At 59.6% G+C, this 16,950-nt stretch carries 20 protein-coding genes and 1 tRNA gene; 7 read left to right on the top strand and 14 right to left on the bottom strand.

Features of this window, described 5'->3' with window-relative positions; translation table 11 throughout:
* Positions 1-17: 17 nt before the first annotated feature.
* A tRNA-Gly gene (locus AC1DM5_RS13645) sits at positions 18-91 on the top strand.
* A gap of 10 nt (positions 92-101) precedes the next feature.
* Here AC1DM5_RS13645 and AC1DM5_RS13640 read toward each other — a convergent pair.
* From AC1DM5_RS13640 to AC1DM5_RS13625, 4 genes are all read right to left on the bottom strand, one after another.
* The gene (locus tag AC1DM5_RS13640; RefSeq protein ID WP_477818995.1) at positions 102-383 is read right to left on the bottom strand and encodes a hypothetical protein; all 282 of its coding nucleotides are present in this window, start codon (positions 381-383) and stop codon (positions 102-104) included.
* A 134-nt stretch (positions 384-517) separates the two neighbouring features.
* On the bottom strand, positions 518-1,483 hold the full coding sequence (locus tag AC1DM5_RS13635) for a hypothetical protein (RefSeq protein ID WP_477818994.1): 966 nt from the start codon (positions 1,481-1,483) through the stop codon (positions 518-520).
* Entirely contained in the window at positions 1,458-2,873 is a 1,416-nt protein-coding gene (locus tag AC1DM5_RS13630) for an MBOAT family O-acyltransferase (RefSeq protein ID WP_477818993.1), read from the bottom strand. Before AC1DM5_RS13630 ends, AC1DM5_RS13635 begins: the two co-directional genes overlap by 26 nt.
* Before the next feature lie 383 nt (positions 2,874-3,256).
* Positions 3,257-5,254: a methyl-accepting chemotaxis protein gene (locus AC1DM5_RS13625; protein ID WP_477818992.1), complete on the bottom strand. Its 1,998-nt coding sequence runs from the start codon at positions 5,252-5,254 to the stop codon at positions 3,257-3,259.
* A 451-nt stretch (positions 5,255-5,705) separates the two neighbouring features.
* Between AC1DM5_RS13625 and AC1DM5_RS13620 the strand changes: the two genes are divergently transcribed.
* Positions 5,706-6,581 carry a transporter substrate-binding domain-containing protein gene (locus tag AC1DM5_RS13620; RefSeq protein ID WP_477818991.1) on the top strand — a complete coding sequence of 292 codons (876 nt, stop codon included), beginning with the start codon at positions 5,706-5,708 and terminating at the stop codon, positions 6,579-6,581.
* Positions 6,582-6,643: 62 nt separating this feature from the next.
* Here AC1DM5_RS13620 and AC1DM5_RS13615 read toward each other — a convergent pair whose 3' ends face one another.
* The 5 genes from AC1DM5_RS13615 to AC1DM5_RS13595 form a co-directional block, all read right to left on the bottom strand.
* Positions 6,644-7,057: a tellurite resistance TerB family protein gene (locus AC1DM5_RS13615; RefSeq protein WP_007821246.1), complete on the bottom strand. Its 414-nt coding sequence runs from the start codon at positions 7,055-7,057 to the stop codon at positions 6,644-6,646.
* A gap of 48 nt (positions 7,058-7,105) precedes the next feature.
* A complete protein-coding gene (locus AC1DM5_RS13610) occupies positions 7,106-7,879 on the bottom strand; it encodes a thermonuclease family protein (RefSeq protein ID WP_477818990.1) in 774 nt (257 codons plus the stop codon).
* A 10-nt stretch (positions 7,880-7,889) separates the two neighbouring features.
* The gene (locus tag AC1DM5_RS13605) at positions 7,890-8,558 is read right to left on the bottom strand and encodes a S24 family peptidase (RefSeq protein WP_477818989.1); all 669 of its coding nucleotides are present in this window, start codon (positions 8,556-8,558) and stop codon (positions 7,890-7,892) included.
* A 219-nt stretch (positions 8,559-8,777) separates the two neighbouring features.
* On the bottom strand, positions 8,778-9,425 hold the full coding sequence (locus tag AC1DM5_RS13600; protein ID WP_113184061.1) for a response regulator: 648 nt from the start codon (positions 9,423-9,425) through the stop codon (positions 8,778-8,780).
* A 90-nt stretch (positions 9,426-9,515) separates the two neighbouring features.
* Positions 9,516-9,914 (bottom strand): hypothetical protein, encoded by a 399-nt coding sequence (locus AC1DM5_RS13595; RefSeq protein WP_439014028.1) that lies wholly within the window; start codon positions 9,912-9,914, stop codon positions 9,516-9,518.
* Positions 9,915-10,027: 113 nt separating this feature from the next.
* Here AC1DM5_RS13595 and AC1DM5_RS13590 point away from each other — a divergent pair, with 113 nt between their 5' ends.
* Both AC1DM5_RS13590 and AC1DM5_RS13585 read left to right on the top strand, forming a co-directional pair.
* Complete coding sequence (locus AC1DM5_RS13590) at positions 10,028-10,381, top strand: DUF952 domain-containing protein (RefSeq protein ID WP_477818988.1); 354 nt, start codon at positions 10,028-10,030, stop codon at positions 10,379-10,381.
* Positions 10,378-11,466: a quinone-dependent dihydroorotate dehydrogenase gene (locus tag AC1DM5_RS13585; RefSeq protein WP_477818987.1), complete on the top strand. Its 1,089-nt coding sequence runs from the start codon at positions 10,378-10,380 to the stop codon at positions 11,464-11,466. Before AC1DM5_RS13590 ends, AC1DM5_RS13585 begins: the two co-directional genes overlap by 4 nt.
* Here AC1DM5_RS13585 and AC1DM5_RS13580 read toward each other — a convergent pair.
* From AC1DM5_RS13580 to AC1DM5_RS13570, 3 genes are read right to left on the bottom strand one after another with little or no spacing between them, the layout of a single operon-like run.
* Positions 11,442-12,788, bottom strand: coding sequence for an MATE family efflux transporter (locus tag AC1DM5_RS13580; protein WP_477975114.1), 1,347 nt, complete (start codon positions 12,786-12,788; stop codon positions 11,442-11,444). The two genes, AC1DM5_RS13585 and AC1DM5_RS13580, sit on opposite strands and share 25 nt — an antisense overlap.
* Before the next feature lie 32 nt (positions 12,789-12,820).
* The gene (locus tag AC1DM5_RS13575) at positions 12,821-13,318 is read right to left on the bottom strand and encodes a CAP domain-containing protein (RefSeq protein ID WP_477975112.1); all 498 of its coding nucleotides are present in this window, start codon (positions 13,316-13,318) and stop codon (positions 12,821-12,823) included.
* A gap of 1 nt (position 13,319) precedes the next feature.
* Positions 13,320-13,586, bottom strand: a complete 267-nt coding sequence (locus AC1DM5_RS13570; protein WP_442206011.1) for a DUF6460 domain-containing protein — start codon at positions 13,584-13,586, stop codon at positions 13,320-13,322.
* Positions 13,587-13,726: 140 nt separating this feature from the next.
* Between AC1DM5_RS13570 and AC1DM5_RS13565 the strand changes: the two genes are divergently transcribed.
* The 3 genes from AC1DM5_RS13565 (at position 13,727) to AC1DM5_RS13555 (ending at position 15,793) form a co-directional block, all read left to right on the top strand.
* A complete protein-coding gene (locus tag AC1DM5_RS13565; RefSeq protein WP_477975110.1) occupies positions 13,727-14,659 on the top strand; it encodes a class I SAM-dependent DNA methyltransferase in 933 nt (310 codons plus the stop codon).
* Positions 14,660-14,853: 194 nt separating this feature from the next.
* Entirely contained in the window at positions 14,854-15,489 is a 636-nt protein-coding gene (locus AC1DM5_RS13560; RefSeq protein ID WP_477818983.1) for a YitT family protein, read from the top strand.
* 133 nt (positions 15,490-15,622) lie between these two features.
* Positions 15,623-15,793 (top strand): hypothetical protein, encoded by a 171-nt coding sequence (locus tag AC1DM5_RS13555; protein WP_007821222.1) that lies wholly within the window; start codon positions 15,623-15,625, stop codon positions 15,791-15,793.
* Between the two features lie 65 nt (positions 15,794-15,858).
* Here AC1DM5_RS13555 and AC1DM5_RS13550 read toward each other — a convergent pair whose 3' ends face one another.
* Together AC1DM5_RS13550 and AC1DM5_RS13545 are read right to left on the bottom strand one after the other, a co-directional pair.
* Positions 15,859-16,320, bottom strand: a complete 462-nt coding sequence (locus tag AC1DM5_RS13550) for a carboxymuconolactone decarboxylase family protein (RefSeq protein ID WP_477818982.1) — start codon at positions 16,318-16,320, stop codon at positions 15,859-15,861.
* Positions 16,321-16,354: 34 nt separating this feature from the next.
* A complete protein-coding gene (locus tag AC1DM5_RS13545; protein ID WP_477818981.1) occupies positions 16,355-16,855 on the bottom strand; it encodes an RrF2 family transcriptional regulator in 501 nt (166 codons plus the stop codon).
* Positions 16,856-16,950 lie beyond the last annotated feature (95 nt).

Below are 16,950 nucleotides of genomic sequence, written 5' to 3'. Positions count from 1 at the left end.
AAGTCTCAAGCCATCAGGCGGGTGTAGCTCAATGGTAGAGCAGCAGCTTCCCAAGCTGAATACGAGGGTTCGATTCCCTTCACCCGCTCCAGTTACATCTCTCAATCTCTTCCGAAAATGTTGATCGGCCGGTACTGGCGGTGAGCGATCGCCAGCGTGCGATCCGGGCGGATGATATAGGTCTCTTCGACCTGACGGCCGTACTGATCGATGAAATTATGCGGGAAAGTCGAGCCGACAGGCGACTTCGTCAGTTTGGTGCGCGGCTGGCCGTTATAGGTGATGCTGCCGGGGATGGGCTCGATGCCGGGACCGGTATATTCGACAGTCGTGCAGCCAGCGAGCGCCAGCGCGCCGATCAGGCCAAGTGCGATCAGTTTCATATTGGAAGCCTTTCTTTCCGCAGCACGGTGCCATTGTACCGCAAATCGTGGAAAGCTCACGATAGAAACGGTGCCGATGTCGATCGCATCCTCACCAATATGCGACCAACGGTGCTTGCGGTTAGATCGCACCGCTACCTAGTCTGCTTGGCAATGACTTGCTCAAGCTGTCGCGCGACAATCGCGGCTGATCTTGCGTCGAGGTGAGCGCCATCCGGTTCCCATCGGATTTCGTCATTCCAATCAATCTTGAGCAACCGATCGCTGAATTTTGGATCAGCGGCGATCATCGCATCCTTACTCCGCGTTTCATATTCAGTCGCAGCGACCAGAGGATGCATCGGCATGAGAAGATAGAAGGCCTTGCCTCCTGAAGTTTCGATCCGGTCTGCAATCGCCCGCAAATCTTGCGCAGACTGGCTTATCGTCCCATCGACGGGCCGCTTATTCAGCGCCCTTGCCGCTGACGAAACAGCTTCGCCGGAGTTTAGTGGCTCCGGTGTTCGATCGATAAGTTGTCGCGCCGCATCCGCTGTCGCCCTTGCCTGCTGATCAACGATCACATCGAGGTCGAATGCGCGAGATACGACTGATCGAACCGGGCTGTAAGCGAAGTTTAAAGCTTGCAGACCGAGCGGCGGCGAAAAGATACGCCTGGCAAATCCCTCAAGTTCAAGATTGCGTGGGCGATCTAGGATATTTATCTCGATAACGAGTATCCTGGGGTTTCTTTCTGACGCAATCATCGCACTCGACACTGGCGACTGCCCAGGTAAGGAAACGTTGGCCGTCTTTACGTCGAAAAGGCGCGAGGAGAGCCGGTAGAGTAGGGATGTACCGGCGAGTGTAATTGACGAGATGTCATCTCGCTCGAAATCCACGATGACCTGCCGATTGCCTTCCGATTGGTTGAGTGTTGGAAGGTATTTTGGAAGGTACGGGATTGCGAGGCTCCACAGCACAAAGAAAAATAAGGCGGCTGCACCGATCGAGGCTATGAATATCCAGTCCCGCGGGCCCTGTGCCATCGAGATAAGACGCTCGTCATACTGGCGACGCCGTGCGGCGATGTTCTCAGAACTGGAAATAGATGAAGGCATCCGTCGGCCCCTTGTCGAAGATCGAGAACGTCAGCATCGCGCCATAGCATATTGCCATGAACATGCTGTCTTTCTCACTTATCTGTTTCGGGACGAGATGAGCGAACATGACTGGCACAGCATAGACTGCAACTATCGCGTATTGATAGGGCTGAAAGGCGAGCCGTATTGGTGTATTCGCGATCGCCTGAATGTAGAGCGAGGCGTGGTCGAAATTCTGCAGCTTGAAGAACAGCCATAAGCAAGACACCGCCAAAAAAATAAGTGCTGTATAGGCAACTTGCAAAGTGACGGTAATTGCCCCTCGGGATCGAACGACATTGGCGAATGGACTGAGCGCTCTTTCTATGCATAGGGCCACTCCATGCGCTGCACCCCAGAGAAGAAACGAGATTTCTGCGCCATGCCAAAGGCCGCCGAGCGCCATCGTGATGAATAGGTTCAGATATGTTCGGATTGGACCGTGCCTGTTACCGCCAAGCGGAATATAGAGATACTCGCGCAGAAAACTTGACAAGCTGATGTGCCATCTTCGCCAGAAGTCGGAAAATGACCTAGCCGTGTATGGCCGATTGAAATTGATCGGCAGCCGATAGCCCAACAGGGCGGCCGATCCGATTGCGATGGCCGAATAACCGGCAAAATCTGCGAAGATCTGAAAGCTGTAGCAGAACAGAAGCGCGAGGAGGTCGTAGCGCCCCAGGCCCTGAAATGTGGCGGGTTGATCCATCCAGACTGTAAATTGCGCCAGATTGTCGGCAACAAAGGACTTAAAGAACAGGCCCCAGATAATCCATTTCGCCGCCTCGGCGAAGGGCACGTCTCTGATTTTCTTCTTACCGATCTGCGGCATGAACTGATGGGCCTTGACTATCGGCCCTGCAACGATTTGCGGAAAGAAGACGAGATAGAGCAGGCCATTGCGCATGAAATGCCAATATCTCAGGCCGCCGGCGAGATCCTCCTCCGTGAATTGCCGCCGATAAGCGTCACCAATCAGACTGATGCAATGAAATGTATAAAATGAGATCCCGATCGGGAGCGGGGCATACAGGATGCTCTCAATTAACCCGTTCGTGCTGGAGGCTGCGGCGAGCTTTGGGTCAATGAAAAGGAACTTGTATTTGAAAAAAGCAAGGACGGAGAGATTGGCGGCAACTCCGTAGATCATAAGCCTCTTGGGATCGGCACGGCCTTTGAGAATGAGATATGTTGCTGTACTGGAGCCAAACGAAACTGCCAACAGCAGCGGAATCTCCAGAGGCTGCGACCAGCCGTAAAAGACAAGGCTTGCCACCAACAGAATGGCAATCTGTAGACGAGGAAACAGGTAGTACAGCGCGAATACCACGCAGAAAAGCAGCGCGTATTCAGGCGAGATGAAGTTCATTTCTACCCCAGATGTGAATAATGCGTCGTGCGTACACGATGGCGGTACTCCTCACAATCCCGACATAAACAACGGAAGTGCATTGCCGCTTCGTCTGATCAGGTATTTCTGTCAGCCACCCTCGATGCGGCGAAGGCTTCCTAAGATCCGGCAGCGCGACCGTCAATCGCCGCAGGGAACAGCTCCATGAAATTGATAGGACGCTCGAGCCCTGCGTTTTTACGCGCCGGGCCGATCCCTCTCATCGTCCTCACCGCCGCCCTTCTCGATTGTAAAGTGGCTCTGTCGCCCGTCGGTCCGACAAAGTCGGCCTGAGGTGACAAGGACGTGAAACGAAAATGGGCGGCCGAAGCCGCCCATTCTCATTCAATCAGACTATCAGCTCAGAATTCCGTCCAATCGGCTTCCTGGCTGCTGACGGGGGCTGCGCTGTTCGCACCGAAAGCGCTGGCGAGCTTCTGGCCGAGGGCGCGGGCCGGCGAAGCCTTCGGGCGTGCGGTGCTTTCGGCAACGCGGACCGGAGCTCTGGCAGCCGGCCGTGCGGCAGCACGCGGCGCGGCCGGTGCCGTCGAGATCGGCGCGCTTGCAACGAAGCCGCCGGTGCCTGTCAGGCGGAACTGGCCGAGCAGGTTGTTGAGCGCCGTCGCTTCCGTGGCAAGGCTATGGCTTGCCGCGGTGGATTCCTCGACCATGGCTGCATTCTGCTGCGTGCCCTGATCCATGGTGTTGACGGCTGTATTGATCTCCTGCAGTCCGGTCGACTGCTCGCGGGCAGCTTCGGCGATCGCATGGACGTGCTGGTTGATTTCCTGCACCTCGTGGACGATCGCATCGAGCGCCTTGCCCGTTTCGCCAACCAGCGAGACGCCGGTCTGCACATGCGTGCCTGACGTGGTGATCAGCGCCTTGATTTCCTTGGCGGCGTTTGCAGAGCGCTGGGCGAGTTCACGCACTTCCTGTGCGACGACCGCAAAGCCCTTGCCGGCTTCACCGGCACGCGCTGCTTCGACACCGGCGTTCAGCGCCAGCAGGTTTGTCTGGAAGGCGATATCGTCGATGACGCCGATGATATTGCCGATCTCGACGGAAGACTGCTCGATCTGATGCATGGCAGCGACCGCCTTGCGGACGACGTCGCCGGACTTCTCGGCACCGAGGCGGGTGCGGGCGACGAGCTGGCTTGCCTCTTCGGCACGCTTTGCCGCGTCCTTCACCGTTATGGTGATCTCCTCAAGGGCTGCTGCCGTTTCTTCGACGGAAGCGGCCTGCTGTTCGGTGCGCTTCGAAAGCTCGTCGGCAGACGACCGGATCTCGTTGGCGCCGGCACTGATGGCACGGGCGTTGGAGCCGACGGCGTGCAGGGTTTCGTTGAGCTTCTCGACCGAATTGTTGAAGTCCTGGCGCAGCGCGTCGAGATGGGTGACGAAAGGCGTTTCGATATGTGAGAGGAGGTCGCCCGCCGAGAGCCGGCGCAGGCCGTCTCCGAGCGCGTTGACCGCGCGCTCGAGATCGGCGGCTTCCGCGGTCTTCTGCGCTTCGCGTTCACGGCGCTCGTTGTCGCTGAGGCTGCGGTCGGCTTCGGCGCGCGCCTCGATCTGGGCACGCTCGATCGCGTTGTCGCGGAAGATCAAGACGGCCTTCGCCATCTGGCCGACCTCGTCGCCGCGGTCGAGACCGCTGATCTCGCTCGCGGTATCGCCTTCGGCAAGCCGCGTCATGCGCAGGCGCAGCTGCATCATGGGGCCGGCGATGCCGATCTGCGCCACGGCCACGCTGACGCCGACAGCTGCGAGAACCGCAATGCCGATCAGGATGAAACAGAAGACGATCCGCTCATTGACGGAAGCCGAAAGAGCGTCGCCGCCGTCGTTGAGCATCGCCATCATCGCATCGTTGTTGGCGATCATTTTCGGCGTCAGTGCGTTGAGCTTGGCATTGATCAGGGCGACATTCGCCAGGGCGCCGGCGCTGTCTTTGGCCTTGCTCTGCTCGATGATCTTGTTCGCCAGAGTTTCGATTTCATCGATACCGGCCTGGATTTCATCGATCGCGGCCTTGCGGCTGGGCACAAGTGCCAGCGCCTGCTTCATGCGGTCGCGTGCCTGCGGCAGCTTGCTTGGTGTGGCGAGCGCCGTTTGGAATGCCGGCGTATCGGGCTTCATATCGGCAAGCAGGCTCACTTGCAGCACCGAGGCGACGATCGATGCGCTGGCGCGCGCACTCTGCATGGAGGCCAGCGCCTCATGATCGATGAAGGCGCTGTAGGTCGCGTCCGCCTGGCGGAACTCGGACATGACATAGACCAATCCGACCATGGTGATCAGCCCCAGGAGCGCCACGACCGATATGACTTTTGTGCGGATTTTCAGATGTTTCAGCATGGAAATGTCACCCGATTGGCCGGGTGTGTTGCGGACCCGGTGCTTTTGAAATCATTTGTTGCAGAACAATTCTTCGGTATTGCGGTGTGGGAGATACCTTGAGAGGTTCGACATGCGCATCATGCGGTCGGCCGTTGAGGTCGGTGTCGTCGCAATAAATAAGATCGGATATTGCTTAATTCCGCGCTAACGGGCTTGGAGGATTGCCCGTAAATTTTTGGGGCATGGTTGTCATTTGTGCTTGGGTGTTCGAAAAATGCAATTTATGCGGAATTTTTTTGCGACTGGCGCGGAGCCGAGTCTTCCGAAAGGCTTGCTTTGAAGACCTGCGCGTATCGCAATTCTGTCCGATCGCCGTCTGTCGCCCGCCAGGCTATATTCCCCGTTGGGCGTGATTCTGTTACATCTCGGCCTGTGGCAAGCGCCGCTCTTACTCCCGAGGCAGGTTATCATGGTGCAATCTAGACCGGCGTTTCTGGCCCTCCGAGGGATTTTCGTCCTTTGCCTATTGTCGGTTGCACTGTTTTCGGCTTTTTCCGCTTTTGCGCAGCAATCGGGCCTGTCCGTGCCACTGCTTTTCGATTCCCGCGAGCGTCTGGCGAAGCCTGATCTCTCCTCGCTCGTGCGCCTGCGTTTCCTGACCTCGGTGGACTTTCCGCCCTTCAATTTCATCGACCAGAACGGCAAGCTCTCCGGCTTCAACGTCGATCTCGCCCGCGAGATCTGCACCGAGCTCGAGATCGCTGATAAGTGCCAGATCCAGGCGCTGCCCTTTGCCGACCTGCAGAAGGCGCTTGCCGGCTTACAGGGTGACGCCGTCATTGCCGGCCTTGCCGTCACGCCCGAGCTGCGTCGCGAGTTCCTCTTCTCCCGCCCTTATCTGATGCTGCCGGCCCGCTTCGTCCGCAACACGGGCGCCTCCGTGACCGGAACGACGGCTACCGGCCTCGCTGGCCATTCCGTCGGCGTCGTCAAGGGTACCGTGCATGAGGCGATGCTTGCTGCCTTCTTCCCTGCCATCAAGGCTCAGCCCTTCGACAATAGGGAAGCGCTGCTGACGGCCTTGAAGGAACACAAGATCGATGCTGCCTTTGCCGATGCGCTGCAGCTTTCCTTCTGGGTCGCTTCGTCAGCTTCAGACAAATGCTGCGCCCTGTTCGACGGTCCCTATATGTCCGAGCACTTCCTGGGCGAGGGAATGACGATCATGCTGCGCCAGAACGACAGCGTGCTGACGGCAGCAATCGACCATGCGCTGGCAACGCTCTCGCGCAATGGCCGCCTGCAGGAAATCTATCTGCGTTATTTCCCTTACGGGCTGTACTAGAGCAATTCCAGCAAAAGTGTGCAGCGGTTTTGCGTCCGGAATTGCGTGAAGAAAAGCAGAAATCAGCCCTTGCGGAAGCGGGCGATCGCGCTGCGTTCGATGGCGGCGCAGGTCAGCTTGTCGAGGCCGAGGCGGTCGCGCAGCAGGCTGAGCAGCCGCAGTTCTTCGGCCTTGACGGAAAGGTCGGCCGAAGCGACTTCGACCGCCAGTGCATAGGCCGTGTCATAGAGACGGGCAGGCAGCGTATCGCGAACGGTCTCCAGCACGACGTCAAGCCCCTCGGGCCCCGCCAGCAACGAGGCGCAGTCGCGGGCGATGGAAATCAGATTGTCGTCGTCGAAATCGCGGAAAACCGGCAGGAAGCCGATGAGCTGACCAATCCTCTCCATTTCCCGGTCGTTCATGGTGCTGTCGACGGCGGATGCCATCACCATCACATAGATCAGCGCGTCATGGGCGGAAAGCGGCTTGTTCATGTCTGATTCCCTCTTCGATGAGCGGAGATTAGGAATTGGCGGTCTTTATTACAAGGGAGCGGCGGTTTCGGGCCGGGGCGCAGCCGCCGGCCTGCGGCGCGGATCCTCGCCGTGAATGCCTTGCTTTGCCTGTTTTGCTTTTTCGCCGGCAGCGGCAAGCGGTGAGCCCGGCTGCGCCTCCACCCAGCCGTTTTCAACCAGCCACGTGCCGATATCCTGCTGTCCCAGCCGGCAGGCCGCAGTCGCCATGTCCTCCCACGCATCGGAAGGCAGGTCGCAATCGATCGTGCGGTTGCGCAGGTAAAGCCGCAGCGCCGTCTTCGCCATCATGCCGCATGGCCACTGCTTGCCATCCGAACCGCAGCTCTTGTCGGCGGGCGTCTCGATGACATTGGCAATCTGCAGCCTGCGTTTGCCGAAGGAGAGAAGGCCGGCGCTCTCCACTGTCGGCCGCAGCAGTTCCACGCTGTCCTTTCCAGCAGGCGCGGTTGATGGTGCCTCGGTCGGCGCAGGAGCGCTTTGCGCCGTTGCATCCGCTGGCGCATTTTCGGAAGAGGCCTCTGCTGTGTTTCCGGATGGAGCCGCCGCCGGCTCGGTTGGCGCAGGCTCTGTTGCCCGAGCGATCAATTCAGCATCTTCGTCTGTGATGGATACAGGCGGTTTTGCCACATCGGCGGTCGTATCGGGCAGCACCGCGGCTACGCCGGCTTCGGCGTTAGATGACAGGCCCTCGCCCCCATTGAGCCGCGCTTGCCCGGCCAGCAGCAGACCAACCACAGTCGCCATCCCCGCGATACCTGTGATGAAGGCTGCAGGGCGCATGATTATTTTCCTATTGGCTGGCCCAGATGATACGGGCAATCCATTCGACGTCGGAAAGCTCGATCGTCCGGTTAGGATGTTCGGGATTGAGCGACAAAAGTTCGATGAAGCGCGGGCTCTGGCGTAGAAGCACCTTGGCCATGACCTCGCCCTCGCGTGTCTTGACGACGACACGGTCGTTGCGGCGCACCTGCGCACCGGGCTCCACGATCAGCACATCGCCGTCGCGATAGAGCGGCATCATGCTTTCGCCCTGTACCTCGAGCGCGTAGACGCCAGCCTTCTGCGAGGGGCCAGCCGGAAATTCCACCACATCCCAGCCTTGGCCTGCAGGAAAGCCGCCATCGTCGAAAAAGCCGCCTGCGCCCGCCTGCGCAAAGCCGAGCAGGGGAATGGAGTTTCCCTGTGAGGCAAAAATACTGTCCGGCAGGCTGGCGGCGGCAGCACCCGCCGGCCGCATGAAGCCGAGGAACTGCTCCATGCTCGCCCCCGTCGCCTCCAGCACCTTGGCGATGGATTCCGTCGAAGGCCAGCGCAGGCGCCCGTCCGCCGAGAGCCGCTTGGACTTATTGAAGGAGGTCGGATCGAGACCCGCCCGCCGCGCAAGACCAGACGGCGTCAGGTCATGCCCTTCGGCAAGCCTGTCGATCGCTCCCCAGATCTGGTCATGTGACAGCATATGCGTCCGGTTCCGCGGTCCATCCGGCCGCTTTCTATCTCCGGCAGATTAACCGAGGCTCTTCCCCGAGTAAAGTGAGAATGAGGAATAAAATCCTGTCTCCTTAGAGCGCCGTGCGTCCATTCGGACGCACAAAGGACGCTCTAACTGTTTAAATCTACGCATCAGGCTTTCCGAAAATCGATTCCGATTTTCGGGCGGATGCTGTAGGGCGCAGGCTCAGGCGACCATCGCCATATTGATCTTGCCGAGCTGGATGACCGCCTGCGTGCGGCTGTCGACGTTGAGCTTCAGGAGGATTGCCGAGACATGTGCCTTGATCGTCGCTTCGGAAACGCCGAGTTCGTAGGCGATCTGCTTGTTTAGGAGTCCTTCGCCGAGCATGGTCAGCACCCGGCTTTGCTGCGGTGTCAGCGTGTGCAGGCGATGGATGAGGTCGGCGACATCGGGGTCCTGTTCCTGTCCATCGCGATAGCTCTCCGGCGTGGCAATGTCGCCCGCGAGCACCGTCAGGATGCCGCGGCGGATATCCTCGATGCCTGAGGATTTCGAGATGAAGCCGGAAGCGCCGAGCTCCAGCGCCCGGCGGATCGTCGTGGTGTCATCGGTTGCCGAGATGATGACGATCGGCAGGCTGACGAATTCGGAGCGCAGCGCCATCAGGCCGGAAAAACCGCTGACTCCGGGCATGGCAAGATCGAGCAGCATCAGGTCCGCATCCGGGTGCTCGCCCGCAGCCGTTCTTGCCGCGGAGAAATCTCCGGCTTCGACGATTGCCTGCCGTCCTTCCATACCGGTCACCGCCTGACGCAACGCGTCGCGGAAAAGCGGGTGGTCGTCAGCGATGATGATGGTCTGTTCCTGCATCGAAAACTCCCTCCCAAGAGCTCGATCCCGTCGGTCATGTTCGGCTCCCCCGCACGAACATGACTCTCCACTTATATGAATATAACCAGATCAACTCCGTTGCGGAAGGGGATTGGCCTTGTCTTCCGCCTGGAATTCCCGAACTATACCCATGAAACTGCGCATCATCCGCTCCATGATGCCGATCGAGCGGTCGACTTCCGCATCCGTCGGCAAGGCGGGCCGGGCGGCTGTATTCTTCTCCAGCGCGCTCACCCGGTCGGCAAGCCGGTCGAGTTCGTCCTCATAGGCGGCGCGTTCATCGGCCGCCATGCGGCAGACCAGCGCCCCGTCTTTTTCGGTGCAGAGCGACATCGCCCCCGTCTGCCGGTCGAGGCGCACGAAATGGTCGCCGCTGCGCTCAAGCTGGAAGCGGGCTGCGTCTGGCTCCGCCGCCAATGCCGCAAGCGGCAGAAGACCGGCGGCAAGCATGATTGCAAATGCCTTCATCGTCTCATCCTCCGCAAAGCGTGGTGCCTGTCCGTTTTTGCGCCCGCAGGCGTGGACATCGCCGTCTCTTTGGGGCAAAGCCCTCATCAGGAAGGCCAGCCAATGGGATCATCATGACCGCGACACTGACCCTTTACAAGATCGTGCCGGAGGCGCTCTGGCAGGAAGCCAGACAAACCGGCGTTTTTCATGGCGCCGGCATCGATCAGAAGGACGGCTTCATCCATTTCTCGACGGCAGACCAGGTCAAGCAGACGGCAGCCCTGCATTTTGCCGGCCAGACTGGCCTTGTCCTCGTCGCCATCGATGGCCGCAATTTCGGCGACAAGCTGGTCTTCGAACCCTCGCGGGGCGGCGCGCTCTTCCCGCACCTTTATGCCAATCTGCCGCTTTCGGCCGTACTCTGGGAAGCGCCTTTGTTGGTCGACGATGCCGGTACCCATATTTTTCCGGAGCTTGCACCGTGATCGATCCTTTCAAGCGCATCGCCCGCCGAGGCCTCTTTCTTTTCGATCCGGAAACCGCGCACGGCATGTCGATCGCGGCACTGAAATCGGGCGTCGTGCCCGCCTGCCGCATCGCGCCGGATTCGCGTCTGCGCCAGACCGTTGCTGGTCTCGACTTTGCCAATCCGCTCGGTATGGCGGCAGGCTATGACAAGAATGCGGAAGTCCCGGAGGCACTACTGAAGCTCGGTTTCGGCTTTACTGAGATCGGCACCGTTACACCGAAGCCGCAATCGGGCAATCCGCGCCCGCGCATCTTCCGCCTGGTGGAGGATGAAGGCGTCATCAACCGCCTTGGCTTCAACAATGAAGGCCATGAAGCGGCCTTCCGCCGTCTGTCGCAGATCGGCCGCGCCGGCATTATCGGCGTCAATATCGGTGCCAACAAGGACAGCGAGGATCGTATCGCCGATTATGTCGCCGGCATCCGCCGCTTCTATTCGGTCGCCCGCTATTTCACCGCCAATATTTCCTCGCCCAACACGCCGGGCCTGCGCGATCTGCAGGCAGGCGAAAGCCTCGCGGCTCTCCTGTCGGCCGTGCTGACGGCACGCGACGAGGAGGCAGAGAAGGCCGGCCGGAAAATCCCGGTCTTCTTGAAGATCGCTCCGGATCTTACCGAAGAGGGCATGGATGACATTGCCGCGGAGGCGCTGTCGCATGCGCTGGATGGTCTCATCGTATCCAATACGACGCTATCGCGCGACGGCTTAAAGGATCAGCTCCAGGCGAAAGAGGCCGGCGGCCTCTCCGGCGCACCGCTCTTCGAGAAATCCACCGCTGTGCTCGCCAAGATGCGCAAGCGCGTCGGTCCTGCCCTGCCGATCATCGGTGTCGGCGGCGTCTCCTCGGCCGAAACGGCGCTGGAGAAGGTCAGGGCAGGGGCAGATCTCGTGCAGCTCTATTCCTGCATGGTCTATGAAGGCCCGGGCCTTCCCGGCACGATTGTCCGCGGCCTGTCGAAGCTGCTCGACCGCGAAAAGGTTGCCTCGATCCGCGATCTCAGAGATAGCCGCGTCGATTACTGGGCGGCGCGGAACGTCTGAGCCGCGCGCGGCTTGATCAGCACTGCCAGGAAGAAACCGCGAAGCAGCAGGAAGGCATTCATCGCGAGCCATAGGCCATGATTGCCGAACAGCGGCACGAAGACGGCGAGCATGGCGAGATATCCTGCAAAGGACATCAGCATCCGGTTGCGCATGTCGACGGACCATGTCGCGCCGATGAAGACGCCGTCCATCAGGAAGGCAAGCGCACCTGTCAGCCCCGTCACCGCCGCCCAGGGCAGATAGGTTTCGGCCGCTGCCTGGAYCTCCGGCGAACTGGTCAGCCCGGAGATCAAAGAGGGGCCGGCGAAATAGAAGAAGGCGGAAATGATCGCCGCCAGCCCGAAGGACCATAGAGTCGTGAGCTTCAGGCCGCGGTCGAAGGCCGGCTTATATTGTGCCCCGATCGCCCGCCCGGTGATCTGCTCGGCGGCATTGGCAAGACCGTCGAGATAATAGCCAGACAGCAGGAAGAAGTTCATCAGCACCGCATTGGCCGCAAGCGTGATCGCGCCGAAGCTGGTGCCGATGCGGGTCATGATCGCGAATGAGCCGATCAGCACGAAGGTGCGGATCAGGATGTCGCGGTTCAGCGCGAAAAGGTCGGCGAGCTTGCTCCGCGAAAAGATCTCCATCCGGCTTGGCCGATACGCCCCATCGAAACCGCGCAGCACGATGAAAAGACCGGCAAGCGCCCCTGCCGTTTCACCCGCCATCGTGCCCCAGGCGACGCCTGAAACGCCCCAGTCGAGCGAAAGCCCGAGATAGATGGAAAGCAGGATGTTGATGCCGTTGATCAGCGCCTGCAGCAGCAGCCCTGTCCGACCCTGACCGCGGCCGAGGACAAAGCCGAGAAGGGCGTAATTGGCAAGCGCTGCCGGTGCGGCGAGAATGCGGATCGAGAAATAGGTGCTGGTTGCCTCGGCAATCCGTCCCTCCGCCCCCATCAGCTTCAGGCCGATCAGGATCAGCAGAGGCGACAGCACGAGAAGGGCCAGGCCGGAGCCGAGCGCCGAGACGATCGCCCGCCAGAAGACGGCCTGCTGCTCATGCGCGTCACGCCGCCCGAGCGCCTGCGCCGTCAGCCCGGTCGTGGACGCCCGCAGGAAGTTGAAGCTGCCCATGATGAGGTCGAACAGCATGGCGCCGATGGCGAGCCCCGCCAGCGCTTCCGGATCGCCCATATGGCCGACGACAGCGGTATTGGTGATGCCGAGCAGCGGCGTGGTCATGAAGCCGAGCGTCATCGGAATGGCGATCGACAGCACCAGCCAGTGCGTCACGTCGAAGGCCAATGTATTTCTGTTGCCGCCGGTATCCATATCCGCCTCTTGGGGAAAGAGGCGGGTTCGCCTCAGTTGGAAAGCACCATCGCCCAATAGGGCAGATTCTTGGAAGACGTATTATGTGCAACGGCAACGCCGATACCGCTATAGCGTCCGAGCATATTTTCCAGATGGTGGGGGGAGTTGATCCAGGCGGTGACGACCGCATCGACGCTCTGCTGGCCCGAAGCGATGTTTTCGGCGGCCGGCAGGGCAACACCGCTCGCCTTCACGCGGGCGCCGAAACTGTCTGTCATGCCCATCAGATGCTTCATCCTGCCAGCACTTGCCATGCGCTTGGCCTGGAAGATCGCGGCGGCACTTGCATGCGGATCGACGCTGAGCGGCGGCAGGCCGTTCTTGGCGCGAAGCTGGTTGACGAGCGGCAATGCAGAAGCCGTCTCGTCTGCGGCATTGGAAGGCGTGGTCGCAAGTTTCGGGGTCGTGGTGCAGCCGGCAATGCCAGCCACCAGTGCAAGACCTGAAAGCTGCAGCAGGCCGCGGCGAGAAAGGATGGTTGAGTTCATATTATTTACGATAGCTGAAAAGACGGATGATGATGAAGATCGGAATGACGATGGTCGCACCCAGGATCAGATAGTCACCGACGCGGCCAAGCGCAGAGAAGCCCTGCCGCCATAGATGGATCACGAAATCACGGAAGTTGTAGATAAGTTCCCAGGGGGTCAGCCCGAAGATGGCCATGACGAAGCCGACGACCAGCGACACCACCAAAAGTTTGATGATCGTACGGCCAATGGAATCGCCGAGGAACCTGTTCACCTGATCGGACATGCGCCATCTCCTGTTTGCCTTGAGATACGGTCGCGGCGATTCGCCTGCAAGCCTTTTCCGCCAAGACAGCACCGCCTCTGAAATAGGACTTGAGTTTTTTTGTGGCCGAAGCCAAATGCCGCCAGCCAAAGGGTCCAATCATGCAGCCAAGCCAGCTCTCCTCCGGCGATGTCATCGCCGACCGTCGTGCCGATTACGCCAGGATGCTGGATGAGGGCGGCGAGCCGGATGCTGCGGCCGAACTGATGGAACAGGCGCTGGAATTGGTACCGGCCTGGGCGGCAGGTTGGTACCGCCTTGCCACCTACCAGGAAAAGGTGGGCAAAACGGATGCCGCCGTCGAAGCCTATCGCCGTACGCTGGAACTCGATCCCGAGGATGTTTTCGGCTCGAGCCTCAAGCTTGCTCTGCTCGGCGACACTGAGACGCCAGCCCAGCCGCCAAGCCGCTATGTCGAACGCCTCTTCGACGATTATGCCGATCGTTTCGAGACCTCGCTCGTCGAGAAGCTGGACTATTCCGTTCCGCAGAAACTTGCGGCGCTCGTCGCATCGACTGGAAGGCAGTATCGGCGTGCCGTCGATCTCGGCAGCGGTACGGGCCTGCTTGGCCCTGAAATCCGCGCCCAGGTCACAGAGCTCGAAGGCTTCGACCTGTCGCAGAACATGCTGGCGAAGGCTGCCGAAAAGCATATCTACGACCGTCTCGCCCAGGCAGACCTGTCGCTGGCGCCCGAAGCCTCCGGTCTCTTTGCCGATGGCGGGCGGCACCGCGCCGATCTCGTCACCGCCGCCGATGTGCTGATGTATCTCGGCAATCTGGAAAGCGTCTTTGCGATCGTCGACGACCTCGCCATAGCGGGCGCCGATTTTGTCTTTTCGGTCGAGGATGGCGGCGAAGGCTATAGCTTCAGCCTAGCCCCGTCGCTGCGTTACGCCCACTCGCAAACCTATGTGGAAGGGCTTGCTGCAGCCCACGGTCTCCAAATCATCGACATCGTCAAAACCATCATTCGCAAAGATGGCGGCAAACCGGTTTCCGGCATTCTGTTCCTTACGCGCAAGACCGACTGAACGCATATTTCTTGCGATTTTAAAATAGGTCAGTATTGCTTACATATTTCGCTTGCGTGCAACCTTGTAAGGCCTGATAATCCGGCCATTCAGCGAGAAGCGACGCGCTCCCAAAGAGCAGCACGCGCCGTATCCACCCTTACATTCCCTCTTCCTCCGGCCTGTCCGGAGCAGCCGCTATTGGAGATCGCGCCATGAGCCAACTCATCAATGCCCTTGGCTTCTGGAATACCACCGCGACGCGTCACACGCCGGTCGAGGATGTGCAGGGCATATTCTCCGGCAGCCTCGTGTCTGCGCTTGGCCTCTATGTGCTCGCGAGCGCCGGCCTGCTGACCGGCAGCACCGCCGGCATTGCCTTTCTGCTGCATTATGCCTTTGACGTAAATTTCGGCATTGCCTTCTTCATGCTCAACCTGCCCTTCTTCTACCTGTCGTGGAAACAGCTCGGCATCGCCTTTACGATCAAGACCTTCATCGCCATCGGCCTGACCTCGCTGCTCACCAGCCTGCAGCCGAAGGTAATGGAAATCGCTGCCATTCATCCGGCGTGGGCGGCTCTCCTCGGCGGCCTGCTGCTGGGTTACGGCCTTCTTGCGCTCTATCGTCATCGCGCCAGCCTCGGTGGCGTCGGCATCCTCGGCATCTATATGCAGGAGCGTTTCGGTATCCGCGCCGGCCTCGTGCAGCTTGCCATCGACATGTGTGTCCTGACCGCCGCCTTCTTCGTCACCACGCCGCCGGTCGTTTTCTATTCCGTGCTCGGTGCCGTCGTGCTCAATCTGTTCGTCGCGATCAATCACAGGGCCGACCGCTACATCGCTCTCTAGAGTTTTCCGGGTCAATCTGACCAGGAAAGACTCAACATTACAAATCGGTAAGCCATTCTAAACAAAACGTAACTTGCCCGTGATCGGTCCTGGCGCGACACTTCTCCTCGCGCCGGATATGATAAGGTGAGCTATGTCAGATCTGGAAAAGCTTGTCAGACGCCGCATGCAGGAAGAATACGCCAAAGGCTCTTCCGCAAAGGAAATCGCCAAGGTCGTTCGCGACATATTCAACAGCATGGACCTCTCGGGCAAATTGCCTGAAGCCGTTGCCGTGAGGTCCGATACGCACCACAGACGATGAAATATTCAACCGACCCGATCTCTCGGGTCGGTCACCGGGACAAAGCCCTTATCAGCAAAGAGGTCTCAGGCCGCCTTCTGCGGTGCATCGATCGGATGCTGGCTACGGAAGCCGACGGCAAGCCGGTTCCAGATATTGATCGTGCCGATCGCAACCGTGATCTTGGTCATTTCTTCTTCCGAGAAATGCGCCTTCAGTGCCTCGTAATCGGCATCCGGCGCACCGGTCTCTGCAATCTTCGTTACAGCATCGACCCAGCCGAGCAGGGCGCGTTCGCGGGCGTCGTAAACCGGCGATTCCCGCCATACGCACATCAGGTTGATCCATTGTTCCGAAAGCCCGTGATGGCGCGCTTCCTTCACATGCATGTCGACGCAATAGGCGCAGCCATTGATCTGCGAGGCACGAAGCTTGATCAGGTGAATGAAGCGCTTATCCAGTCCGGATTCCTGCACATACTGCTCCAGAGCGACGACGGCCTTATAGGCATCCGGAGCGGCTTTGCCGAAGTTGAAACGTGCTTGCATGGTATTTCTCCTTGGGTTGGGGTTTGTGTGGGGCTCAGCGAGCCACTTTTCTTTCATGCATTTCCATGAAGGCGCAGCCTCTGGCGGCGATCCCGCCGTCATCATCAGCGGAAAGCTCTGTCAGAATGTCGGCGATGCTGGTGCTCGCGAGTTCGGCGCGATAGGCGTGCTCGGCTCTGAGCATTGCCGCCGTGACCTGGCAGGGCTTGGTGAAATAGCGCTGCGGCAGCGGGTTCGGGCCACGTTGGCGGATTTCGGCGCAGCGGAAGGCCGGCGCCGGGCCTTCGACCGCGAGCACGATATCGAGCAGCGAAATGTCTTCCGGCTTCTTCGCCAGCCGGTAACCGCCCTTTGGCCCCGGCACTGTCTCCAGAATTCCGGCTCCCGAAAGCGCCTGCAGGTGCTTCAGCAGATAGCTCGTCGATACGCCGTGATATTCGGCGAGGGCTGCGGCCGATAGCACGCCGCCCTTGGAAAGCCCTGATAGTACCGCCGTGCAATGAATGCTCTGTTCGACGCCGTCACCAAGCTTCACAGCTGATCTCCTTTAATCATGGACATTATTTATCCACGATTATACCGGGGAGTCAATACCGCTTCTATTCGTCCGCGTTTGAACTACATTTGCCC

Source organism: Rhizobium sp. 01T437, assembly GCF_056398505.1.
Note: the sequence above shows the minus strand (reverse complement) of the source record. Positions and strands in the feature narration are given on the sequence as shown.